We start from the raw sequence: 23,180 nt of genomic DNA, 5'->3' as shown, positions 1-23,180 counted from the left end.
GCCGCGGCATCCGCCCCCGAGGAACGTCCAGTGGTCAGCCGACCTTCAGCAGGTCGATGATGAAGATGAGCGTCTTGCCGCCCAGGAAGTGGCCGCCGGCCGGTCCGTACGCCAGGTGCGGGGGGATCACGAGCTCGCGGCGACCGCCCACCTTCATGCCCGGGATGCCGTCCTGCCATCCCTGGATCAGGCCGCGCAGCGGGAACTGGATCGACTCGCCGCGGCCCCAGGAGGAGTCGAACTCCTCACCGGACTCGTACTCGACGCCGGCGTAGTGGACGGTGACGTTGTCGCCGGGCTTCGCCTCGTCGCCGTCACCGACGATGAGGTCGCGGATGACGAGGTCCGCGGGAGCAGGCCCCGTCGGGGCGTCGAACTCGGGCTTGGTGCGCTCTTCGGTCATGCCTCCATCCAAGCATGCGCGGATGCCGCGGGCACCCTCTTGACACCCCCGAGAGCACCGACGGACAATGACTGTAGGCCAACTCAGCGCCCGGGAGACACGCAGGCATCGCCGCGGCACCGGGCGCTGAGTCTTTCCCACTGCAACCTGCGGAGACCCGCGTCGCGACCGTAATCACCAAAACCTGCGCCGTCGCGCCGTCCCCACTACCCTGGAGGGATGCGTTTCGCCCACGTCGTGCTGCCCGAGACGGACGATCCGCAGCTGGTCGCCGTCGTCGCCCCCGGACGTGTCGCCCCGGTGGGCGCCCTGTTCGCGGGCGCGCCGCGCACGCTGCAATCCCTCATCGAGGGCGGCGACGACCTGCTCGCACGGGTGCGGGAGGCGGCCGAGGATGCCGAGGGCATCCCCCTCGCGGGGCTCGTGTTCGGGCCGGCCGTCGCCGCGCCGCCCATCGTCCTCGCGGTCGGCCTCAACTACGCGGCGCACTCCAGCGAGCTCGGCCTGAAGGCCGACACCGCACCGACCGTGTTCACGCTGTGGCCGAATTCCCTGGCCGGCAACGAGGGCACGACGAGCTGGCCGCGCACGCTCAGCGAGTCGGTCGACTACGAGTCGGAGCTCGGTGTCGTGATCGGCGCGCCCGCGAAGGACGTCCCGGCGGAGGACGCGCTCGATCACGTGTGGGGATACACCGTCGTCAACGACATCACGGCGCGCGACATCCAGTTCTCCGAGGCGCAGTGGTCGCGGTGCAAGTCGTTCGACGGGTTCACCCCCAACGGCCCGTTCGTCGTCACGGCCGATGAGATCCCCGACCCGCAGGATCTGCACATCTGGGCCGTCGTCGACGGCCAGACGGTGCAGGACGCCTCGACGGGGCAGATGATCCGCTCGGTCGCCACGCTGATCGCACACCTCTCCCAGTCGGCGACGCTGCTGCCGGGAACCCTCATCTCCACGGGGAGCCCCGGCGGTGCGGGCTACTCGCGCGACCCGCAGATCTTCCTCCGCGACCGCTCCACCGTGACCGTCGGCATCGACGGGATCGGCGAGCTCACGACGCACTGCCGCATCCTGGACTGAGGCCGCCACCGCTCGACGACGAACGGCCCGCCCCCGCGCCGAAGCGCAGGAGCGGGCCGTCGCACGTTCGCGGGATCAGCCGCCGTTGCAGGTGACGGTCTGCCCGTTCACCTCGTACACCCCGCTGGGGTTGTTGGCGCAGAACTGGATGAGATCGCCCGCCGCGTTGGCGAACACGGCCACGAGGATGATGCCGACGATGACGCCGACCACGGCCAGCACGGCACCGACGATGATCGCCGCGACCGCCCAGCCGTTCTTGACCCCCGCCTTGCGGCTCTGCACGAGAGCCACGATGCCCAGGATGAGGCCGATGATGTTGAAGAAGATCGCCACCACGAACGCGACGATGCCGAGGGTGCGGCCGGGGACCGGCGCCCCGGGGGCGGGCGGTCCGGCGTACGCGGGGGCAGCCTGGTACGCGGGCGGTGCGACGGGCGGCGCCGACGGGGGCGTCGGCGGGTTGACGGGGGGCTGAGTGGGGTCGGTCATGTCTCTCCTCGGTGATTCGGTACAGGGTGCCGGATTGAGACGTACGCTATCGGGCGTTGACGGCCGCCCGCAAAGGGTTGCGCTCAGCTCTCGACGAGGTTCTCCGCCGGCTGGACGATCGGGATCGCCTGGGTGATCGCCTCCAACCCCGACAGCCGCGCGGGCGACAGCTGCTTGTCGACGTCGTCACGGCTCATGAGACCGGCTTCGACGACGAGGTCGCCGACGTTGCGGTGCGTGAGCAGCGCCGTCTTGGCGAGGGCCGCCGAGGCGGCATAGCCGATGAACGGCGTGAGGGCCGTCACGACGCCGACCGAGGAGCCGACCATGGCGCCGAGGCGCTCGCGGTTCGCGGTGATGCCGTCGACGCAGTTGATCCGGAAGCTGCGCATGGCCCGGCGCATCCAGGTGATCGACTGGAAGATCGAGTGCGCGATGATCGGCTCGAACGCGTTCAGCTGGAGCTGGCCGCCCTCCACCGCCATCGTCACGGTGAGATCGGCGCCCGCCACAGAGAACGCGACCTGGTTGACGACCTCCGGGATGACGGGGTTGACCTTGCCGGGCATGATGCTGGAGCCCGCCTGACGCGCGGGCAGGTTGATCTCTCCGAGACCCGCTTGAGGACCGCTGGAGAGCAGCCGCAGGTCGTTGGCGATCTTCGACAGCTTGATGGCGTTGCGCTTGAGGGTGGAGGAGAAGGACATGAACGAGCCGGTGTCGCTCGTCGCCTCGACGAGGTCGTCGGCGGTCGCGAGGTCGAGGCCGGTGATCTCCCGCAGGTGGCGCAGCACCGCCGGCGCGTATCCGGGATGCGTCGTGATGCCCGTGCCGATCGCGGTGGCCCCCATGTTGATCTCGAACAGGAGATAGGCGTTCTCGGTGAGGCGCTGATGGTCGTAGCCGAGGGTCGTCGCGAACCCGTGGAACTCCTGCCCGAGCGTCATCGGGACCGCGTCCTGCAGCTGAGTGCGACCGATCTTCAGGATGTCGTGGAACTCCACGGCCTTCGCCAGGAACGAGCGGCGCAGGAGGTCGAGCTCCTCCAGCAGCGTCTTGAGGTCGAGGCTGAGGCCCACCTTGACGGCCGTCGGGTACACGTCGTTGGTCGACTGCGAGCGGTTCGTGTGATCGATCGGCGAGAGGAACGCGTAGTCGCCCTTCGGGCGTCCGGCCAGCTCCAGCGCGATGTTGGTGATGACCTCGTTCGCGTTCATGTTGGTGGAGGTGCCGGCGCCGCCCTGGACGACGCCCACGACGAACTGGTCGTGGAACTCGCCGTCGATGACCCGCTGGGACGCGCGATCGATGAGGTCGGCCCGCTCGGCATCCAGCACGCCGATCTCCAGGTTCGCGCGGGCGGAGGCCTGCTTGACCATCGCGAGGGCGGTGACGAGGTCCTTGTAGACGGAGATGGGGCGCATGGAGATGGGGAAGTTGTCCAGAGCGCGGGCGGTGTGGATGCCCCAGTAGGCATCCGCGGGGATCTCCATCGATCCCAGGGAGTCGGTCTCGGTGCGCGTCGTTGCGTCCAGTGCCATGAGTGCAGGTCCTTTTGGGTCGTCGCCTCGGGTGGTCGTGGTCGAGCCTACCCGCGGCGACGCGGCGCGTCCGGTGTACACGACGTACACCGGAAACGCCGGCGCCCTCCGCCACGGTCATCGACCGGTGCGGAGGGCGCCGTCCGATCAGCGGTTGACCGTGGACATGTCCGCGTAGCGCTCGCCCACCGGGGCGGCCACCGTGTCCAGCGCCGCGAGCTGCGCCGCCGAGAGCGACAGCTCGGCCGCGCCGATGTTCTCCTCGACCCGCGTCAGCTTGCGCGTACCCGGGATCGGAGCGATGTGCTCGCCCTGGGCCAGCAGCCAGGCCAGTGCCACCTGCGCCGGCGTGGCCCCGGCGTCGCGTGCGACGCCCTCCACGACCTCGACGATGGCGAGGTTGGCCTCCAGGGCCCCGTCGGCGAAGCGCGGATTGCTCTTGCGGAAATCGTCGTCGTCGAGCACGTCCAGCGACCGGATGGTCCCGGTCAGGAAGCCGCGGCCCAGCGGGGAGTACGGCACGAACCCGATTCCGAGCTCCCGCAGCGCGGGCAGCAGCTCGCCCTCGGGGTCGCGCGTCCACAGCGAGTACTCGGTCTGCACGGCGGTCACCGGGTGCACGGCGTGCGCCCGGCGGATCGTCGCGACGGAGGCCTCCGACAGGCCGTAGCCGCGGATCTTCCCCTCGGCGACGAGCTCCGCGAGCGCGCCGACGGTGTCCTCGATGGGCGTCGAGGGATCCATCCGGTGCTGGTAGTAGATGTCGATCCGGTCGGTGCGCAGGCGGCGCAGGGAGCCCTCGACGGACAGCCGGATGTTCTCGGGCGTGCCGTCGAGTCCCCGCTCGTCACCGGCGGTGTGGCGGATGGTGCCGAACTTGGTGGCGATGACGGCCTCGTCGCGGCGACCGGCCTCGGCCAGCGTGCGCCCGAGCAGCTCCTCGTTCGTGTAGGGGCCGTACATCTCGGCCGTGTCGAGGAAGGTGACGCCGCGGTCCAGGGCGCCGAGGATCGTGCGCGCGCCGTCGACGTCGTCCTGACCGGCTCCCGTGTAGAAGGCGCTGATCCCCATCAGGCCGAGGCCGATGCGGCTGACCTGGATCGGGGTCGAGGCTCCCAGAGTGGTGGTCTTCATGAGTGTGCGATCTCCTTGTCGTAGATGTCGATCTTGTGGTCGATGGCGCGCAGGCTGGCGGTGATCTCCTCCAGCTGTGCGCGGACGCGTTCGCGGTGCTCGACGAGGAGCTCGCGCCGCTGCGGCACCGTCGACTCCCCCACGCGCACGAGCTCGGTGTACCGCCGGATGCCGGCGATGGGCATTCCGGTCATGCGCAGTCGCGTGAGGAAACGCACCCACGCGATGTCGGCCTCCGTGTAGCGCCGGTGCGACGACGAGGCGCGGTCGATCGGCGCCAGCATCAGTCCCTCGCGCTCGTAGTAGCGCAAGGTGTGGGCGGACACACCGGTCGCCTCGGCGACCGTGGCGATCGAGACGCCGTCGTGAAGGAGGGTCATGCCCCCACGCTAGAACTTAGAGTGCACTCTCAGTCAAGCGGGTCGGCGACGACGCGATCAGCGTTTGCGTGAGAACGCCTCCAGGCGCTCCTCGGCGCTCAGCGCCGCCATGCGTCGCGTCCACTCCGGTGTGAAGACCTCGGCCGTCTCGCCCTCCCCCACGGGCACCACCGCATGGGTGATCGTGTCGTCGTAGACGTGGACGAGATGGAAGGACTGACCGCCGTCCATGCCGTTGACCTCCTGCGGCGGGCGCTGGAGGTTCATCGTGTAGCAGGTCGCCGACGCGACGCTCACCGGGATGCCCGCGAACGTCCCCGAAGTCGCGTAGTGGAGGTGCCCGGCGAGGATCGCCCGCACGTCGCTGCCGGCGAGCACGGCGGCGAGCTCGTGCTGGTGCCGCAGCTCGAGGATGTCGAAGAAGGGGATGTGACTCGGAAGCGGCGGGTGGTGCAGCGCCAGGATCGTTCCGAGCGGTGCCGGCTCGGCGAGGATGCCGCGGAGCCAGTCGAGCTGCGCGGCATCCAGATCGCCGTGGTGCCAGCCCGGCACCGACGAGTCGAGGGCGATCAGCCGCAGCCCGCCCAGATCCCACACGCCGGTGATCGGCTCGGCCGACGCGGTCCCGTCGAGCAGCCCCGCCCGCAGCGCGGGGCGCTCGTCGTGGTTTCCCGCGACCCACACGATCGGCGCGCCCAGGCGTGCGGCGACGGGCTCGACGGTGGCACGAAGCGCCGCGTAGGCCTCCGGCTCACCGAGGTCGGTCAGATCGCCCGTGAAGACGATCGCGTCGGGTCGCACGCCGGTGCGCTCCACCGCCGCCAACGAGGCGGTGAGGTTCGCCGCCGTGTCGTAGCGCCCGCCCAGCGGCCGGTTTGCCGCCAGCAGATGCGTGTCGCTCAGGTGCACGATCACGCGCCGTGCGGGCGGATGGATGCCGAAGCGGATCGACTCTGTGGCCATGCCCTCAGCCTAGGCGGGGGTCGCGACGCCGCGTCGGGTGCCCGCTCAGCGCACCACGATCAGTGCGAGGCCCGCGAGCACGGCGACGCCGCACAACGCGAAGCACAGGTAGGCGCCGACGAGGGCCACACGCTTCTGCCCGTCGGTGAGGGGACTCTTCTTCGCGGCCTTCGCGGCGGCCTTCGCGGCCCGCTTGGCCTCCTTCTCACTGATGACGGTGATGGCGTCCGTGAACTCCGCCGGCGCCACGACGGGTGCGCGGCCGCCGCGCACGAGCAGCCGCAGGCCGACGGCGTAGAAGCCGACCACGAGCAGCGCACCGGCGAGCGCCGCGGCGAAGACCTGGACGAAGGCGAACCAGTCGATCGTGATGCCCATCAGCGCGGGTCCTTCCCCTGACGGTGCGCGCGGTCGGCCTTGTCCTTCGCCCGCTGCGCCTTCTCGCGTGCACGCTCTTCGCGCAGGATCGCGCGCTGGCGGCGGGTGGGCGGCGGGTTGCGCTTGACCTTGACGGCCAGGCCGGAGTCGGCGACCTCGCTCATGGCGTTCGAGGAGTCCACCTGGTTGCGGCGGGAGCGCAGGAAGAGGCCGACGATGATCGCGACCGCGATCACGGCGTCGATGAAGATGCCCACGTTCCCGAACCACACCACCAGCAGCGCGGCCAGGGCGCCCACCGCGGCGGAGGCCGGCAGGGTGAGCACCCAGCCGACGGCGATGCGGCCCACGGTGCGCCAGCGGACCGTGGAGCCGCGGCGGCCGAGCCCCGAGCCGATGACCGATCCCGACGCCACCTGCGTCGTGGACAGGGCGAAGCCGAGCGCGCTGGAGGCCAGGATCGTCGCCGCCGTGGAGGTCTCGGCGGAGAAGCCCTGCGCGGGCTTGACATCGGTGAGGCCCTTGCCGAGGGTGCGGATGATGCGCCAGCCGCCCATGTAGGTGCCGAGCGCGATCGTGAACGCACAGGCGAGGATGACCCACAGTTGCGGATCGGCGTGGGCGGAGTTCTGCCAGCCCGCCATGATCAGCGCCAGGGTGATGACGCCCATCGTCTTCTGGGCGTCGTTCGTGCCGTGCGCCAGGGCGACGAGCGACGAGGTGAAGATCTGCCCCCAACGGAAGCCGTCGCGTCCGTCGGGCTTGTTGTCGTAGCGCCGGGTCACCGCGTAGGCGAGGCGCGTGACGAGGAACGCGATCACACCCGCCGTGAACGGCGCGATCAGCGCCGGCAGCACGACCTTGCTCAAGACCATGCCGAAGTCGATGGCCGCGACGCTCGCGCCGACCAGGGTCGCGCCGATGAGGCCGCCGAACAGCGCGTGCGAGGAGCTGGAGGGCAGCCCGAGCAGCCACGTGAGCATGTTCCAGGTGATGGCGCCGATGAGGCCGGCGAAGATGATCGGCAGGAAGGCCAGCGGCTCGATCTGATCCTCGCGGATGATCCCGTGGGAGATCGTCTTGGAGACCTCCGTGGACAGGAAGGCACCGACGAGGTTCAGGCTCGCGGCGAGGAGGACGGCGACCTTGGGCTTGAGCGCTCCGGTCGCGATCGGGGTGGCCATCGCGTTCGCGGTGTCGTGGAAGCCGTTCGTGAAGTCGAAGAACAGCGCCAGCGCGATCACCAGCACGACGATGAGTGCAGCGGTTTCCACAGTTCGCTTTCGTCGGGATTCGTGGGAAGGGAGCCGATGGGATCGGCGGTGCGAACGAAGAGTTCACCGTGGGTTCATACTCCGGCAACCGGACCACAGAAATACTCCCACATCCGCGGGCCGGCGCCGAACGCCGCTTCGCCCCCGACACGCCGGTCGTCGATTAGCGTGGAGCGGTGACCCGAGACCTCGCCTCCACGCCGCCGTCCGCCCCGATCGCCCCGGTACGCCCCACGATCCGCCGGCATCACGGCGACGAGGTCCGCGACGACTTCGAATGGCTGCGCGCCAAGGAGGATGCCGAGGTCATCGCGCACCTCGAGGACGAGAACGCCTACACCGAGGCGCGCACCGCGCACCTCGCGGGACTGCGCCAGCGGATCTTCGACGAGATCAAGGCCCGGACGCTCGAGACCGACCTCTCCGTGCCGACCCGTCAGGGCGCGTGGTGGTACTACGGACGCACCGTCGAGGGCAAGCAGTACGGCATCCACTGCCGCGCGCCGCTGTCCGGTCCCGACGACTGGACGCCGCCGGTGCTCACCCCCGGCGTCGACGTCCCCGGCGAGACGGTGCTCCTGGACGGCAACGTCGAAGCCGACGGCCACGAGTTCTTCTCCCTCGGCAGCTTCGACGTGAGCACCGACGGCACGCGTCTGCTGTACGGCGTGGATGTCGCCGGCGACGAGCGGTACACGCTGCGCATCCGCGACCTCGCCACCGGCGAGACGCTCGGCGACGTCGTCGAGAACACGTCCGCGGGCGCCTCCTTCTCCCCCGACGGCCGGTACGTGGTGTACACGACGGTCGACGACGCCTGGCGCCCCGACACCGTCTGGCTGCACGAGGTCGGCACCGACGCAGCCGCCGACGTCCGCCTGTTCCACGAGCCGGACGAGCGCTACTGGGTGGGGGCGGGATTCACCCGCAGCGAGAAGTACCTCGTGATCGAGGTGGGATCGTCCATCACGACGGAGGAGTATCTCCTGGAGGCCGCCGAGCTCGGCGCCGGGGCCGAGCCGCGCTCGATCTGGCCGCGCCGCGAGGGCGTCGAGTACTCGGGCACCCACGCCGTCGTCGACGGCGAGGACGTGCTCTACATCGTGCACAACGAGGATGCGCTCGACTTCGAGCTCGTGCGGGTCGCGGCATCCGACCCTCTCGGCGCGCGGGAGGTCGTGCTCCCCCACACGCCGGGACGCCGCCTGCTGGACGTCTCGGCGTTCCGGGACTGGGCGGTGGTGTCGTACCGCCGCGACGGCCTGTCGCGCATGGGGATCCTCGACTACCGCACCGGCGCCGTGGACGAGCTCGACTTCCCGGAGGAGCTGTACACCGCCGGCGCCGCGGGCAACCCGGAGTGGGCTCCCCCGATGGTGCGGCTCGGGTTCGGCTCGTTCGTGACCCCCGGGACCGTCTACGACTACGTGGTGGCCTCCGGCGAGCTGCTGCTGCGCAAGCGACAGCCGGTGCTCGGCGGGTACGAGCCGCAGGAGTACGCACAGCGGCGGGAGTGGGTCACGGCATCCGACGGCACCCGGGTACCCGTCTCGCTCGTCTGGAAGCGCTCGTTCGGCGACCCCGGCGACGGGCCGCGACCCGTGCATCTGTACGGCTACGGCTCGTACGAGCACTCGATCGAGCCGGGCTTCTCCGTCGCGCGCCTGTCGATGCTCGACCGCGGCGTCGTGTTCGCGGTGGCGCACGTGCGCGGCGGCGGCGAGCTCGGCCGCCAGTGGTACGAGGACGGCAAGCTGCAGCACAAGCGCAACACGTTCACGGACTTCGTCGACGTCGCCCGGCACCTCGTCGACACCGGCGTCACGAGCCCCGACCGGCTCGTCGCCGAGGGCGGATCGGCCGGCGGGCTGCTGATGGGCGCCGTCGCGAACCTCGCCCCCGAGCTGTTCGCCGGCATCCTCGCCGACGTGCCGTTCGTCGACGCGCTGACCACGATCCTCGACCCGTCGCTGCCGCTGACCGTCATCGAGTGGGACGAGTGGGGCGACCCGCTGCACGACGCCGAGGTGTACGCGTACATGAAGTCGTACACGCCGTACGAGAACGTCCGCGCGGGCGTCACGTACCCCCGCATCCTGGCGACCACCTCGCTCAACGACACCCGCGTGTACTACGTCGAGCCCGCGAAGTGGGTCGCGCGTCTGCGCGAGGTGGGCGCGGACGCCCTGCTCAAATGCGAGATGGTCGCCGGCCACGGCGGAGTCTCCGGACGCTACAACTCGTGGCACCAGCGGTCGTTCGAGCTCGCCTGGCTGCTGGACGTGCTCGGTCTCGCCGCCGACTGATTCCGCACTCCCACGCACCGCGCCCATGCCTCGGCATGTCCCACTTATGCCGAGGCGTGTCCCACATTCTGCGCTTGGCACCGCTCCCAGGCAGCAGGAAGTGGGACACAGCGCCCGGCGATCAGAGCTAGCAGTGACCGGCGTCAGCGCCCGGGGGTCCACCCGGCGCGCTGCAGGGCGTCTCGTACCATCGACACCGCGAGCCGGCCATCGCCGACGAGGTGATGCGCCAGCACGCGCTCGTGCTGCCACCCCAGGCCGCGAATGGCCGCCCACCGATCGGCGTCGCGCGCGAACTGACGCGCATCGTAAGCGTGGACGCGCCCGTCGTACTCGACGGCGAGACGATAGCGAGGAAAGGCCAGATCGAGTTCCGCGACGAACGTCCCCCGATCATCGAACAGATTCCAGGCCACCTCGGCCTCCGGCAGTCCCGCACGGCTCAGCAGCAGCCGCAACCGCGTTTCGCGAGGAGAGCGCACGCCACCGCGAGCGAGTGCCAGCGCCCTGCGGAGGATTCCGCCGCGCACGTCGCCCATCACCTCGATCTCACGCCGAAGCCCGGCCGCATCCGTCAGCGGGCTCCGGCCCGAGATGAGGTGATCTACGGCCGCAACGAGGTCATCGAGCCGCCAGAGCGTGCCCGTTTGACGCCAGGCACGCGCCGGGTGCTCGACCGGCATCCCGCGCACCGTCGTGTGCGCCGACTCCCGCAGCTGCAGGCGATGGCCGACCACGGCGTGAGTGCGGGGTTCGCGCGCGGGACGGTGGGTGGAAACGTGGATGCTCGGGGCATAGGGCCACTCCGGCAGGGGCACCCCGAGAAGACACAGGGCCGTCTCGTGGCTGAAGAACTGCCCGTTCCGCAACCGCGGCAGCAGCGCCCGACAGGACGCCTCCAGCGAACCGAGCGTGGGCTCCGTCCGCGCGCGGACGCCGTGGAAGGGACGCGAGAGATCGCGTCCCCGCAGCCGCCCGGGACTCACGCCGGCATCTCGCGCCTGCGCGACGGTGAACGCCTCCGGCAGACTCCGCGGCAGGTCGCTCGAGGTCGTCATCGCGCAAGCGTCACGCATCCGCGGCGACGCTCTGGCGGCTGAGCGCCCGACGGTGGGAACTTCGACGCCCGACGCGGCCGGGGAGGAACCTCCGTCGGGCGTGGACAGTGAGAGTGACGCTCACACGACGTGTCCCACTTCCTGCTGTGCAGGGGTGCCCCGCAGAGCAAGAAGTGGGACATGCCACGACGGAAGTGGGACAACGCCGGCGAGAAGTGGGACACGGCATCTGCGGCGCCCCGGCGGGCCGGGGTCAGCCGAAGAGCGCCGCGGCCTCTTCGTAGCGGTAGATCGGGACCGTGTTCAGCTCGCCGAGCGCCTCCGCGAACGGCACGCGCACGATGTCGGTGCCCTTCAGCGACACCATCTGGCCCCAGGCCTGCTCGTAGACCGAGTCGGCCGCGTGCAACCCCAGGCGCGTCGCGAGCACCCGGTCGAAGCCCGACGGCGAGCCGCCGCGCTGGATGTGGCCGAGCACGGTGGCTCGGGTCTCGATACCCGTCAGGCGCTCGATCTCGGGCGCGAGCACCTCGCTGATGCCGCCGAGACGCGGGCGGTTGAAGGCGTCGAGGCCCTTGTCGCTGAACGCCTCGTCCATGCCCTTGAGGGTGAAGCCCTCCGACACGACGACGAGGGGGGCGCGTCCGCGGTCGTGCGCCTTCTGCACCTGCGCCGCGATCTCGTCGATCGACATCGGCACCTCCGGGATGCAGATGACGTGGGCGCCCGCGGCGATGCCGGAGTGCAGGGCGATCCAGCCGACGTGGCGGCCCATGACCTCGGCCACCATGCAGCGCTGGTGCGAGTCGCCGGTGGTGCGCAGGCGGTCCATCGCGTCGGTGGCGATGTTGACTGCGGTGTCGAAGCCGAAGGAGTAGTCGGTGGCGCGCAGGTCGTTGTCGATCGTCTTCGGAACGCCCATCACGTTGATGCCGTCGTTCCAGAGCCGGTTCGCGGCCGCCAGGGTGCCCTCGCCGCCGATGGCGATGATGCCGTCGATGTGGTGGCCGTACATCGTCTTCGCGATGTTCTCGGCGCCGCCGCGCGGACCCTCGTAGGGGTTGGTGCGGCTCGTGCCGAGGATCGTGCCGCCGACCTTGGACAGCCCCTTCACCTCGTGGCGCGTGAGCGGGAAGAAGTCGCCGTCGACGACGCCGCGCCATCCGTCACGGATGCCGACGAACTCGATGTTGTAGTTCGTGGTGCCCTTGAGCACGACGCCGCGGATGACCGCGTTGAGTCCGGGGCAGTCTCCGCCGCTGGTGAGGATGCCGATCTTCATGTGGAGATCCTTCGATGGTTCGGGATGTGGTTCGGCGACGCTGCCATCCTCGACACTATCGCCGTATCGACGGCGGATGCCACCGCATCCGCCGTCGATAATCCCGGCCCGCCTCAGGCCGCGCCGAGCGCCTGCCGCAGCAGGTGCATGAGCGCGGACAGCTGCACCGAGTCGCTCGAGGTGGGGTCGAGCTGGGCGCCGTCCAGCGCGCGCTGGGCAAGACCCTGCTTGGAGTCGATGAGCTCCGCGATCTTCGTGTCGATCGTGTGGGCGGCGATGATCCGCCACGCCGTGACCGGCTCGTCCTGACCGATGCGGTGCACGCGGTCGATGGCCTGCGTCTGCTCGGCCGCCGTCCACGACAGTTCGGCGAGCACCACGTTGGAGGCCGCCTGCATGTTGAGGCCGACGCCGGCGGCCGTCAGCGAACAGACGGCGATGGCCACGTCGGGATCCGTGTTGAACGCGTCGATCGCCTGCTGGCGGGCGGGCGTGGACTGGTCGCCGCGGATGGAGATGGTGCGCAGGCCGGATGCCGCGAAGTGCGCCTCTGCGGCATCCATCACGTCGATGTGCTTCGCGAAGAAGACGACCTTGCCGACGGAGCGCTGCAGCTGCACGGCGTAGTCGGCCGCGAGGTGAGCCTTGGCCTGGCCGATCTTGCGCACCATGGTGAACACGTTGTCGGCGCCGGCGGACGACGACTTGGCGTCCTCGAGCTCGCCGTGCGCGACGAGGCGCACGATGTCCTCGTCGATCTCGCCGATGCGCACCTTGTCGCCGCGCGCCTCGATGATGCGGCGGTACTTGGCGGCCAGGCGCGCACCCAGCTCGCGCTCGGCCTCGCGGATGGAGCGGCCGAACTCGTCGTCCAGCTCCACGGGCAGGTCGGCGACCAGCTTGTCGGGGAGGTCGGAGGCGACATCCTTCTTCTTGCGACGGACGATGCCCATCGAGATGACCGCTTCGCGGGCCTCGGGGTAGAACGCCTTGTCCGCCGGGGTGAACCCGGTCGCGTCGAGCTTCTCCATGAGCTCCGCGCCCGGCTTCTCACCGTTGGTCCAGCCGAGGAAGCGCCAGATCGCGTCGAAGTCCTCGACGTCGTTGATCAGCGGCGTGCCGGTGAGGGCCAGCATGAGCGGGTTCCGCACCTGCTCGCGGATGCGTCCGCCGAGCGCCAGCACGTTCTGCGAACGCTGCGAGGTGAGGTTCTTGATGAAGTGCGCCTCGTCGACGACCATGCCCTTCAGCCCGAGCGAGCCGAGCCAGGACAGGTGGCGATCGAGTACCTCGTAGTTGACGATGAAGACGTCGGCGAAGGCGTCGACCGTGTCGCCGTCGCCGTGGATGACGGTGGCCCGACGCTGCGGCGTCCACCGCTCGACCTCGCGCGCCCAGTTCATCTTCACGACGTTGGGCACGACCGCCAGCAGCGGATAGGCGTCGGCGACGGAGGCCGCGAGCACCGACTGCGCGGTCTTGCCGAGGCCGGGCTCGTCGGCGAGCAGGAACGAGCGATGACCCGCCCGGACCGCCTCGAGGAACCGCGACTGGTGCGGCATGATCTCGAGCCCCTTGGGCGAGAGCCGGTCGAACTCGGGCACGGGGGGCAGCTCCATCGACGCGCTCGCGCCTCCGGCGCCCGTCTCGAACGCCTTGTAGAGCGGTCCCATCAGCTCCCAGCCGTCGAGGCGGCGGCGGGCGGTGGATGCCGGGGCGCGCAGGGCCACATCGGGCGCGAGGAACGGGTTCGCCTCCCGGCGCGCCTCGATCTGCGGCGGGATGACCTGCCGCTCGGCGAGCGCGGCGGGCACGACCGGGGTCTGCCCCCAGCTCTGCGCGTTCTGCGTGACGTCGGTGATGATGAGCTCGTCCTCGGGCAGGTCCGCGCCCGACTCGAGCAGCCAGTCGCGGCGCATGCGCTTGGCGACGGGCGACGTGGCCTGGTCGACCTCAAGCAGCTGGATGAGCGAGGTGTCGCGTGCGGCCGTCTTGGCGAGGATCGTCGCGACGCCGTCGAGGCGCTTGAGCAGCTCGGCGCGGGCGGCGCCGGCGATCGCCTCGTCGGCCTTGACGCGGGCCCGCTCCTCGCGCACGAGGAAGGCGATGACCTGGAACTTGACCCGATTGGTAGGCCCGAGCTTGCCCTTCTGCGCCTTCGCCTCGACCTCGCGCACCTTGCGGGCGAGGATCGGGATCAGCGGCGCGTCGTCGTCGCGACGAGCGGACGAGCCGCGATGGGACGAGCCGCGTCGGCGTGACGCGGGGGCGATGGATGCCGTGGTCGGCATGCTCCTCCTGAGCGTGAGTCGCCGGGAGACCGGCGGGCTTCCGGTCCAGAGACCGGTCAGTCGTTTCCCGGGGCGGATGCCGCGGGGTCGGGACGAGGCACGGATCCTCCGGCTGCGGGTACTCGCTTCTGCGAGCTGCGGCGACGGGGGTAGCCCTCACGCCCAGTCTAGCGCGCCACCCCCGCACCCGCGAGCCGCCACGACGCGGCCGAGCCGCCATGATTCGGCCGGCACGAACCATGGCGGCTCGCACAGAGGATGGCGGCTCGCGAGGAGGGAGGGAGGGGAGGGAGGGAGGGGGTCAGGAACGCAGGCGCAGGCTGTTGAGGACGACGAAGACGCTCGAGAAGGCCATCGCGGCCCCGGCGATCATCGGGTTCAGCAGCCCCAGGGCCGCCAGCGGGAGCGCCGCGACGTTGTAGGCGAAGGCCCAGAAGAGGTTGCCGCGGATGATCCGCATCGTGCGACGGCTCAGCCGGATCGCCGTCAGCACCGGTGCCAGGCCCTGCCCGGTGATCGCGATGTCGCTGGCGTGCATCGCGGCATCCGTTCCCGAGCCCATCGCGATTCCGAGGTCGGCGCTCGCGAGGGCGGCGGCGTCGTTGATCCCGTCGCCGACCATGGCGACACGGTGTCCCCCGGCCCGCAGCCGCTCGATCTCGGCGACCTTCCCCTCCGGAAGCACGCCCGCGACGACGCTGCGGATGCCGACGGCCTCCGCCACCGCGTGGGCGGCTCCGGCGTTGTCCCCGGTGAGGAGCACGACGTCCAACCCCATCGCCGCCAGCGCCGCGACCGTGTCGGCGCTGTCGGCGCGCACGGTGTCGGCGACGGCGATGACCGCGCGGATCCGTCCGTCCCACCCCGCGACGATCGCGGTCGCGCCGCGCTGCTCGGCCGCGCGCACCGCCGCGGCGATCTCGTCGGGCGCACCATCCGCGGCACCCGCGATCGGCTCGGCATCCGCGATCGGCTCGGCATCCGCGGCCCGCGCAGCCTGCTCGGCCGCGAAGGTCGGACGGCCGGCGAACACGCGGCGCCCCTCCACCGTGCCGGTGACGCCGAGCCCGGCCCGGCCCGCGAAGTCGGTCACCTCCGCCGGGGCGTCGGCGAGGGCGGCGACGGCACGCGCGAGCGGGTGCTCGGATGCGTGCTCCAGCGAGCCGACGAGGTGCGCGACATCGTCGGGATCGGTGCCGGCGACGGCGGTCACGGTCGCGACCGTCATGGTTCCGGCGGTCACGGTTCCGGTCTTGTCGAGGACGACCGTGTCGATGCGGTCGGCCGCCTCGAGCGCCTCCGGCCCGGTGATCAGCACCCCCAGCTGGGCGCCGCGCCCGGTGCCGACCAGGATCGCGATCGGCGTCGCCAGTCCGAGCGCACAGGGGCAGGCGATGATCAGCACCGCCACCGCGGCGGTGAACCCCGATGCGATCGCCTCGCCCGAGAACCCGCCGACGATCAGCCACGCCAGCAGGGTCAGCGCCGCCAGGACGATGACGACGGGCACGAACACGCCGGAGATCCGGTCGGCGAGCCGCTGGACGCGGCTCTTGCCCGCCTGGGCGTCTTCCACCAGCCGCGCCAGCCGGGCGAGACGGGTGTCGTCGCCGACCGAGGTCGCCTCGACGACCAGTCGACCGTCGGTGGAGATCGTGCCGCCGGTCACGATCGCACCGGCATCCACCTCGACGGGCACCGCCTCGCCGGTGATCATGCTCTCGTCGATCGAGGCGCGCCCGGCGACCACACGACCGTCGGTGGCGACCTTCTCCCCCGGGCGCACGACGAACGCGTCCCCGACCCGGAGGGCGTCGATCGGCACGCGGCGGCCGTCCTGCAGCTCGACGTCGCGCGCCGAGAGATCCATCAGCGCCCGCACCGCCGCGCCGGCGCGCCGCTTGGAGCGCTGCTCGATGACGCGTCCGAGCAGCAGGAACACCGTCACGGCGGCGGCGACCTCGAAGTAGACGAGCGACGACGGGTCGTGGACGGGGGCGAACATCCCGCCGTCGTGGCGCATCCCGAGCTCGCCGGCCGTGCCGAACAGGAGCGCCCAGACGCTCCAGAGGTAGGCCGCGCCGGTGCCGAGGGTGATGAGCGTGTCCATCGTCATCGCGCCGTGGCGCGCATTGGCGATCGTCGCGCGGTGGAACGGCCACCCGCCCCAGAGCACCACCGGCGTCGCGAGCGCGAGCGACACCCACTGCCAGCCCGAGAACTGCCACGCGGGGACCATCCCGAGCGCGACGACGGGCAGCGCCAGAAGGATGCTGACGATCAGGCGGGTCCGCAGTGTGACGGCGCCCGGGCGATCCTCCACGTCGTGGACGTGGCCCTCCGCTCCCTCCGCGTGCGCCGCGTGGTCGTGCGCGTGCGCCTCGCCGGGCGACGACTCGTGCCCCCGGTCGGGGGTCGAACGCCGCGGACGCAGGTGCGCCTCGCACCCCGCTTCGCGCACCGCGGCCACGAGTGCGGCAGGATCCAGGGCGCGAGGGTAGTCGACGCGTGCGGACTCGGTCGCGAGGTTGACGGATGCCGAGACGCCGTCGAGGCGCTCCAACCGCTTCTCCACGCGCGCGACGCAGCTCGCGCAGGTCATCCCCTCGATGTCGAGCACCGCCTCCTCGTGCGGCATCGACACGGCATCCGTCGACAGGCCGGTCATCGTCGGCTCCGTCAGCGGGCGACGACGGTGTAGCCCGCCTCGTCGACGGCGGCCGCGATCTCGGCGTCGAGCGCGGCACCGGCCGCGCCGTCGTCGACGGTGACCGTGAGGGTTCCCGCCGTCACGTCGACGGCGATGTCATCGATCCCGTCGACCTTGCGCACCTCGCGCGTGACCGCTCCGGCGCAGTGCGCGCAGGTCATGCCGTCGACGGCGTACGTCTGCGTGGACATGGTGTCTCCTCTCGCCGCACGCCCGTTCGGCTGCGGCTCTCGCTGACAACCATGATACCCCCCTGGGGTATTCCCGAGGACCCGCTGGCGTAGGCTGGGACCATGTCCACCATCACCGAGCGGGACCTCGCCGCGACCATCGACCACGCCATCCTCAAGCCCGAACTGACGCGCGCCGACGTCGACGGCGAGCTCGACATCGCCGCGGAGTGGGGCGTCTTCAGCGTGTGCGTGCGTCCGAGCGACATCGCCCACGCGGTCGACCGCCTGGCCGGCACCGGAGTGAACGTGGGCACCGTCATCGGCTTCCCCCACGGCACCACCTCCACCGCCGCCAAGGTCGCCGAGGTCGGTCAGGCCCTCGCCGACGGCGCCGTCGAGTTCGACATGGTCATCAACATCGGCGCCCTGCGTTCGGGCTTCGACGACGCGGTCGTCGCCGACATCGCGGCCGTCGTCGCGGCGGCATCCGGCAAGGTGACGAAGGTCATCCTCGAGACCTCGCTGCTCGACGACGAGCAGATCGCCCGCGGCAGCCGTCTGACCGAGGCCGGCGGCGCCGACTTCGTCAAGACGTCGACGGGATTCGCGGGGGGCGGGGCGAGCGTCGCCCACGTCGAGCTCATGCGCGCGAACGTCGGACCCGATGTGCAGGTGAAGGCCTCCGGCGGCGTCCGCAGCTACGCCGACGCGCTGGCGATGCTGGCCGCCGGGGCGACCCGACTGGGCACGAGCGGCAGCGCGGTGATCCTCGGTGAGGCGCGCCGGGTGGATGCCGGAGAGCAGGCCGTCGGCGCCGTCGACGCCTCCTCGTACTGACCCGCCGTCGTCGGGTGCGGCGGCTCAGGCCAGAGCCGCACGCACACGGGCGACGTCGTCGTCCATCTGCGCGATGAGCGCCTCGATGCCGGCGAAGGCGACCATTCCGCGGATGCGATGCGTGAAGCGGATCTGCACGCGGTGCCCGTACAGGTCGAGTCCCATCTCGTCGAGGACGTAGGCCTCGACCTGACGGACGGGGACGTCGTCGAACGTCGGGTTCGTCCCGACGGAGATGGCCGCGGGGTAGCGGGTCGTGACGGCGGTTCCGTCCGCGCCGAGGTCGACGAGCCAGCCGGCGTACACGCCGTCGGCCGGGATGAAGCCCTCCGCCGACGCGGACAGGTTCGCCGTCGGAAAACCGAGCTCCCGGCCGCGCTTGAGGCCGTGGACCACCTCGCCCTGCACGGCGTGCGGACGTCCCAGCAGCCGTGCGGCCCCCTCGACGTCACCGGCGGCCAGCAGGTCGCGCACCCACGTCGACGAGACACGGCGGCCGCCGCCCTGCACGTCGCCGACGACGTCGACCGCGAAGCCGTACTCGGCGCCCAGTTCGGTGAGGAGAGCGGGATCTCCCGCCCCGCCGCGGCCGAAACGGAAGTCGTCTCCGACCATCACGGTCACGACGCCCAGGCTGAGCAGGACGTGCTCCACGAACGCCCGCGGCTCCAGCGCGGCGAGCTGTTCATCGAAGCGCAGGACGAGGGTCGCATCGACGCCCGCGGCCGCGAGGAGGTCGAGCTTCTGGCCCACGCTGCACACCGGCTCGGGACACAGCTCCGGCCGCAGCAGGCTCAGCGGGTTGCGGTCGAAGGTCACGGCGACCACCCGCGCGCCGGCCTCGGCCGCCGCGACCCGGGCGCGATCGATCACGGCGCGGTGGCCGGAGTGCACGCCGTCGAACTTCCCGATGGCGACGACGCTCGGGCCGAACCCCTCGGGGATCTCGGCGGGGTCGTGGAAGACGATCACCAGGACGACCTCCGATCGGTGCCGACGGTGTCGTGCCGGACGGGCTCGTCGTCGGATGCCGCGGCATCCGGCACCGGGTCCGCCCCGCGTCCGCCGCTGCGCAGCCACCAGAGCCCGACGAAGGGAAGCACGAGCGGCACCCAGAAGTAGCCGAAGCCGTAGCCGGACCAGACGGTGGCATCGTGGAGGAACAGCTCCGGATGCGTGAGGCTCAGAGTTCCGACGATGAGCACCCCCGCCAGCTCGAAGCAGATCGCGATCCACGCGACGACGTACCAGCGCGGGCTGTCGGACTTCACGAGGGCGACGGTCGCCAGCACGTACACGACGGCGGCGGCCGCCGACAGCGTGTAGGCGAGCGGGGCGGCGGAGAAGTCCTGCACGATCTGGACGAACGAGCGTCCGGTCGCCGCGAGGGCCATGATGGCGTAGACGACCACGAGCACGCGGCCGATGCCGGTCATCCGGGTGGGCCCGGTCGCGTCGAGGTGTGGCGAAGTCATGACCTGTCAATGATAGGCGGCGCCGACGGAGGCGTCGGGCGCCCGCTCACATGCCGACGGTCGTCCAGATGACCTGCATGCGCCAGACCATGACCGCGACCGACAGCGCCGCGATCCCCATGATCACGGTGCTCCAGCGGCTGCGCTCGATGAGGGCCCAGACCACCGACGCGGGCGGAATGAGCACCGCGGACACGAGGTAGACCCAGAACTCCAGCGCGCTGCCCGACGGGGGGTTGCCGACGAGCGGGGCGACGATCGCGACGACGACCTGCGCGAGCAGGAGCACGAGGATGAGGGCCATCGCCCCGACCGTCAGGTCGCTGGGACGACGCCCGGCCAGGCCGAGCACGACCGCGAGCAGACCCGCCGCGACGGCGACCGCGACCTGCACGATGGCGAACCACTCGATCATGCGTCCTCCGCCATGTTCATCACGCTCTTCACGTCGGCGCCGCGGCGTTCCACGATGCCGACCAGTCGCCCGTCGGGGTCGATCGCGGCGGGCGTCGCGGTCGCGGATCCGTCGAGGCGCTCCGCCGCGGCGTGGAGCCTCTTGCCGTGGCGCAGGTCGCGCGCCTCGTCGGCGCTGACGGGAAACGCGCCGAGCACGGCGGCCGCGACGTGCGCCGGCGTCTCCAGCGGCGCGTCGGGGGTGATCTCGGCGACGGCGTCGGCGACCTCGAACGCCCCGATGCGGGTGCGCCGCAGCGCCGTGAGGTGCCCGCCGACGCCGAGGGCGGCGCCGAGATCGCGCGCGAGGGCGCGGATGTACGTCCCGCTGGAGCAGTCCACGACCACGTCGAGGGCGATGGTGCCGTCCGCGCCCGCACGTCGGGCCAGGACCTCGAACCGGTCGATCGTGACGCGCCGCGCCGTCAGCTCGACGGCTTCGCCCGCGCGCGCGAGATCGTAGGCACGCTTGCCGCCGACCTTGATCGCCGAGACCGTGCTCGGCACCTGGTCGATCTCGCCGGAGAGCGCGGCGATGCCGGCCGCGATCCGCTCGTCCGTCGCGGCGGCGAGGGCCGCGGCATCCGCTCGGGCCGTCTCGACGCCGTCCGCGTCGTCGGAGTCGGTGGCGACGCCGAGCCGGATCGTGGCCTCGTACGTCTTGCCGAGGCCGACGATGAAGGTCAGCAGCCGGGTCGCGGGCCCCACCCCGAGGATGAGCAGCCCCGTGGCCATCGGGTCGAGGGTGCCCGCATGCCCGATCTTGCGGGTGTTCAGCGCGCGACGCGCGCGGGCGACGACGTCGTGGCTCGTGATCCCCTGCGGCTTGTCGACGAGCAGGATGCCGTTCGGGACGGACGGTGACGCGGGCATTGCTCCAGCCTAGGCCGGGCCGACGCGCGGCCGGAGAACGCAACCCGCCCGCGGCCGTAGGCTGGTGCGGTGCCAGAGCTCGCGACGCCGCTGATCGCGTGGTATCGCGACACCGCGCGCGACCTGCCCTGGCGGGCGCCCGGTTTCGGCGCATGGGGCGTGCTGGTGAGCGAGTTCATGCTGCAGCAGACGCCGGTGACCCGCGTGATCCCGCGTCTGGAGGCGTGGCTGACGCGCTGGCCGACTCCCACCGCGCTGGCCGCCGACCCGCCCGCCGCCGCCGTCGCGCAGTGGGCGAACCTCGGCTACCCGCGCCGCGCGCTGTGGTTGCACCGCGCCGCGGTCGAGATCCGCGACCGTCACGACGGCGTGGTCCCCCGCGACGTCGACGCGCTCCTGGCCCTCACCGGGATCGGCGACTACACCGCGCGCGCCGTCGCGGTGTTCGCGTACGGCGACCGGCATCCGGTCGTCGACACGAACACGCGGCGGGTCATCGCGCGGGCGGTCGAGGGCCGGTCGCAGCCCGGCCCCCCGGGGCGCAGGGACCTCGCCGACATGGAACGGCTGCTGCCGGCGGAGCTGCCAGATGCCGCGGTGATGAACGCCGCGATGATGGAGCTCGGCGCCGTGGTCTGCACCGCGCGGGCGGCGCGCTGCGACGTCTGCCCGGTGGCCTCGCTGTGTGCGTGGCGCGCCGCCGGGTATCCCGACACCGGCGACGCCCGCCGCAAGCAGGCGTCCTACGAGGGCAGCGATCGTCAGGCGCGCGGCGCGGTGCTGCGGACGCTGCGGGCGGCGGAGGCGCACGAGGTCGCCGAGGCGGCGGTCATCGCCGACTGGCCCGATCCGGCGCAGCGCGGGCGGGCCATCGACTCGCTGCTGGTCGACGGACTCATCGAGTCCGACGGGATGCTGCTGCGACTGCCCCGCTGACGACGCCGAGCTCGGCGCACCCTCATTGTCACGGCGAGGGGCCGATGCGTCACCCGGCGCGGCGGCGTACGGTCCGCCTCATGAAGGCGCTGATCGTGTACGAATCTCAGTTCGGCAACACCGAGAAGGTCGCCCGGGCCATCGCGGAGGGCGTCGCGACGAGCGGTCGGGTCGAGGTCGTCGCGGTCGACACCGCCCCGACGGTCCTGCCCGACGATGTGGACCTGCTCCTCGTGGGCGGTCCGACGCACGTGTTCTCGATGTCGCGGGTGCAGACGCGGGCCGATGCCGCGAAGGACGCGCCGACGCCGACCCGGCGCGGCATCCGGGAATGGCTCGCCCAGCCCCCCTCCTCTTCGGGACGTCTTCGCGTCGCCACGTTCGGCACGAAGCAGGGGCACGGCCGGCTCAGCGGGTCGGCGGCGACGGCGGCCGCGAAGGCGGCGCGGGCGCACGGTTTGTCGGTGGATGCCGTGGAGGACTTCTTCGTGACGGGACGAAGCGGCCCCCTCGAGGAGGGCGAGCTCGAACGCGCGACCGCGTGGGGACGCGCGCTCGGGCGCTGAGGCTCAGTCGTCCTCGTCGTCGTCCTCGCGCGGCTTGACGTAGGGGTCGGCGTCGCCCGCGTAGGCGGCACCGGCGGCGAGCCCGGCGACGGCGGCGTCCCGCTCCTGCGCCTCCCGGAGGAGCTCGGCGATGTGTCCGGCGTTCTCCGGCAGCGCGTCGGGGATGAACTCGAGCGACGGGGTGAGCCGCACGCCGAGCTGCTTGCCGACCTCGCTGCGCAGCATCCCGGTGGCCGCCTTCAGGGCAGCGGCCGAGTCTTCGCGCGCCTTGTCGTCGCCGTACACGGTGTAGAACACCGAGGCGTGCTGCAGGTCTCCGGTGACGCGCACGTCGGTGATCGTCACGAAGCCGAGGCGCGGGTCACGCAGCCCCTTCTCGAGCCGCTCGGCGATGAGCACGCGGATGCGGTCGGCGAGTCTCGCCTGCCGTTCTGAAGACATCTCTCTTACCTCTTTCTGCGCCCGGCGGAGCCGGGAGGTCGGCGGAGGCGGAGCCGGTCGCGCCGCGGAGACAATCGGGGTAGGGGCCCCGCTCTTGTCTCCGCGGCGCGACCGGCGCAGCCGCAGCC

The 23,180-nt window shown here is 71.5% G+C and carries 23 protein-coding genes and 1 pseudogene; 6 read left to right on the top strand and 18 right to left on the bottom strand.

From position 1 onward, the window contains the following. Window positions 1-34 precede the first annotated feature (34 nt). Window positions 35-403, bottom strand: coding sequence for an FKBP-type peptidyl-prolyl cis-trans isomerase (locus KY498_RS16395; RefSeq protein WP_060959451.1), 369 nt, complete (start codon window positions 401-403; stop codon window positions 35-37). 219 nt (window positions 404-622) lie between these two features. Here KY498_RS16395 and KY498_RS16390 point away from each other — a divergent pair, with 219 nt between their 5' ends. Then, window positions 623-1,489, top strand: coding sequence for a fumarylacetoacetate hydrolase family protein (locus tag KY498_RS16390; protein WP_205283199.1), 867 nt, complete (start codon window positions 623-625; stop codon window positions 1,487-1,489). Window positions 1,490-1,564: 75 nt separating this feature from the next. Here KY498_RS16390 and KY498_RS16385 read toward each other — a convergent pair whose 3' ends face one another. The 7 genes from KY498_RS16385 to KY498_RS16355 form a co-directional block, all read right to left on the bottom strand. Then, complete coding sequence (locus tag KY498_RS16385) at window positions 1,565-1,981, bottom strand: hypothetical protein (RefSeq protein WP_060959449.1); 417 nt, start codon at window positions 1,979-1,981, stop codon at window positions 1,565-1,567. A gap of 83 nt (window positions 1,982-2,064) precedes the next feature. After that, entirely contained in the window at window positions 2,065-3,522 is a 1,458-nt protein-coding gene (locus tag KY498_RS16380; protein WP_191008800.1) for an aspartate ammonia-lyase, read from the bottom strand. A 147-nt stretch (window positions 3,523-3,669) separates the two neighbouring features. Beyond that, window positions 3,670-4,656 (bottom strand): aldo/keto reductase, encoded by a 987-nt coding sequence (locus KY498_RS16375; protein ID WP_101306593.1) that lies wholly within the window; start codon window positions 4,654-4,656, stop codon window positions 3,670-3,672. After that, window positions 4,653-5,036 carry a MerR family transcriptional regulator gene (locus KY498_RS16370; RefSeq protein WP_060959446.1) on the bottom strand — a complete coding sequence of 128 codons (384 nt, stop codon included), beginning with the start codon at window positions 5,034-5,036 and terminating at the stop codon, window positions 4,653-4,655. Before KY498_RS16370 ends, KY498_RS16375 begins: the two co-directional genes overlap by 4 nt. Window positions 5,037-5,093: 57 nt before the next feature. After that, a complete protein-coding gene (locus KY498_RS16365) occupies window positions 5,094-5,999 on the bottom strand; it encodes a phosphodiesterase (RefSeq protein ID WP_191008801.1) in 906 nt (301 codons plus the stop codon). A gap of 45 nt (window positions 6,000-6,044) precedes the next feature. Further along, on the bottom strand, window positions 6,045-6,377 hold the full coding sequence (locus tag KY498_RS16360) for a peptidase (protein ID WP_101306595.1): 333 nt from the start codon (window positions 6,375-6,377) through the stop codon (window positions 6,045-6,047). Then, window positions 6,377-7,651, bottom strand: coding sequence for an inorganic phosphate transporter (locus tag KY498_RS16355; RefSeq protein WP_060959443.1), 1,275 nt, complete (start codon window positions 7,649-7,651; stop codon window positions 6,377-6,379). The genes KY498_RS16360 and KY498_RS16355 overlap by 1 nt, the downstream gene beginning before the upstream one ends. Before the next feature lie 176 nt (window positions 7,652-7,827). On the opposite strand from KY498_RS16355, the pseudogene KY498_RS16650 reads away from it, so the two are divergent. Together KY498_RS16650 and KY498_RS16645 are read left to right on the top strand one after the other, a co-directional pair. After that, window positions 7,828-9,051 (top strand): annotated as a pseudogene (locus tag KY498_RS16650) (oligopeptidase B); the annotation flags it as partial. 297 nt (window positions 9,052-9,348) lie between these two features. Next, entirely contained in the window at window positions 9,349-9,957 is a 609-nt protein-coding gene (locus KY498_RS16645; RefSeq protein WP_375140962.1) for a prolyl oligopeptidase family serine peptidase, read from the top strand. 143 nt (window positions 9,958-10,100) lie between these two features. Here KY498_RS16645 and KY498_RS16345 read toward each other — a convergent pair whose 3' ends face one another. The 5 genes from KY498_RS16345 to KY498_RS16325 all read right to left on the bottom strand — a co-directional run bounded on the left by KY498_RS16345 (window position 10,101) and on the right by KY498_RS16325 (window position 17,489). Continuing rightward, complete coding sequence (locus KY498_RS16345) at window positions 10,101-11,015, bottom strand: hypothetical protein (RefSeq protein WP_191008803.1); 915 nt, start codon at window positions 11,013-11,015, stop codon at window positions 10,101-10,103. Between the two features lie 253 nt (window positions 11,016-11,268). Then, window positions 11,269-12,297 carry a 6-phosphofructokinase gene (locus tag KY498_RS16340; protein WP_060959440.1) on the bottom strand — a complete coding sequence of 343 codons (1,029 nt, stop codon included), beginning with the start codon at window positions 12,295-12,297 and terminating at the stop codon, window positions 11,269-11,271. A gap of 113 nt (window positions 12,298-12,410) precedes the next feature. Continuing rightward, window positions 12,411-14,588: a DEAD/DEAH box helicase gene (locus tag KY498_RS16335; protein ID WP_191008804.1), complete on the bottom strand. Its 2,178-nt coding sequence runs from the start codon at window positions 14,586-14,588 to the stop codon at window positions 12,411-12,413. Between the two features lie 301 nt (window positions 14,589-14,889). Then, window positions 14,890-17,256, bottom strand: coding sequence for a cation-translocating P-type ATPase (locus KY498_RS16330; RefSeq protein WP_191008805.1), 2,367 nt, complete (start codon window positions 17,254-17,256; stop codon window positions 14,890-14,892). An 11-nt stretch (window positions 17,257-17,267) separates the two neighbouring features. After that, entirely contained in the window at window positions 17,268-17,489 is a 222-nt protein-coding gene (locus KY498_RS16325) for a heavy-metal-associated domain-containing protein (RefSeq protein ID WP_061782119.1), read from the bottom strand. A 102-nt stretch (window positions 17,490-17,591) separates the two neighbouring features. Here KY498_RS16325 and deoC point away from each other — a divergent pair, with 102 nt between their 5' ends. Next, window positions 17,592-18,308, top strand: a complete 717-nt coding sequence (deoC, locus tag KY498_RS16320; protein ID WP_191008806.1) for a deoxyribose-phosphate aldolase — start codon at window positions 17,592-17,594, stop codon at window positions 18,306-18,308. Window positions 18,309-18,332: 24 nt separating this feature from the next. On the opposite strand, the gene KY498_RS16315 is transcribed toward deoC, so the two are convergent. The 4 genes from KY498_RS16315 to truB are packed head-to-tail and all read right to left on the bottom strand — an operon-like array spanning window position 18,333 to window position 21,109. Further along, window positions 18,333-19,280: a bifunctional riboflavin kinase/FAD synthetase gene (locus KY498_RS16315; RefSeq protein ID WP_191008807.1), complete on the bottom strand. Its 948-nt coding sequence runs from the start codon at window positions 19,278-19,280 to the stop codon at window positions 18,333-18,335. Next, a complete protein-coding gene (locus KY498_RS16310) occupies window positions 19,277-19,783 on the bottom strand; it encodes a hypothetical protein (RefSeq protein ID WP_223848952.1) in 507 nt (168 codons plus the stop codon). Before KY498_RS16310 ends, KY498_RS16315 begins: the two co-directional genes overlap by 4 nt. 46 nt (window positions 19,784-19,829) lie before the next feature. Continuing rightward, window positions 19,830-20,198, bottom strand: a complete 369-nt coding sequence (locus KY498_RS16305) for a hypothetical protein (protein WP_060959433.1) — start codon at window positions 20,196-20,198, stop codon at window positions 19,830-19,832. Further along, window positions 20,195-21,109, bottom strand: coding sequence for a tRNA pseudouridine(55) synthase TruB (gene truB / locus KY498_RS16300; protein WP_191008808.1), 915 nt, complete (start codon window positions 21,107-21,109; stop codon window positions 20,195-20,197). Before truB ends, KY498_RS16305 begins: the two co-directional genes overlap by 4 nt. Window positions 21,110-21,178: 69 nt before the next feature. On the opposite strand from truB, the gene KY498_RS16295 reads away from it, so the two are divergent. Beyond that, on the top strand, window positions 21,179-22,045 hold the full coding sequence (locus KY498_RS16295) for an A/G-specific adenine glycosylase (RefSeq protein WP_191008809.1): 867 nt from the start codon (window positions 21,179-21,181) through the stop codon (window positions 22,043-22,045). Between the two features lie 80 nt (window positions 22,046-22,125). Next, window positions 22,126-22,611, top strand: a complete 486-nt coding sequence (locus KY498_RS16290) for a flavodoxin domain-containing protein (RefSeq protein WP_101306603.1) — start codon at window positions 22,126-22,128, stop codon at window positions 22,609-22,611. A gap of 3 nt (window positions 22,612-22,614) precedes the next feature. On the opposite strand, the gene rbfA is transcribed toward KY498_RS16290, so the two are convergent. After that, window positions 22,615-23,052, bottom strand: coding sequence for a 30S ribosome-binding factor RbfA (gene rbfA, locus KY498_RS16285; RefSeq protein ID WP_060959431.1), 438 nt, complete (start codon window positions 23,050-23,052; stop codon window positions 22,615-22,617). Window positions 23,053-23,180: the final 128 nt, after the last annotated feature.

It is taken from the genome of Microbacterium sp. PAMC21962 (assembly GCF_019443465.1).
Classification (GTDB): Bacteria; Actinomycetota; Actinomycetes; order Actinomycetales; family Microbacteriaceae; genus Microbacterium; species Microbacterium hominis.
The sequence above is the reverse complement of the archived record's forward strand: the minus strand, read 5'-3'. Positions and strand labels throughout refer to the sequence as shown.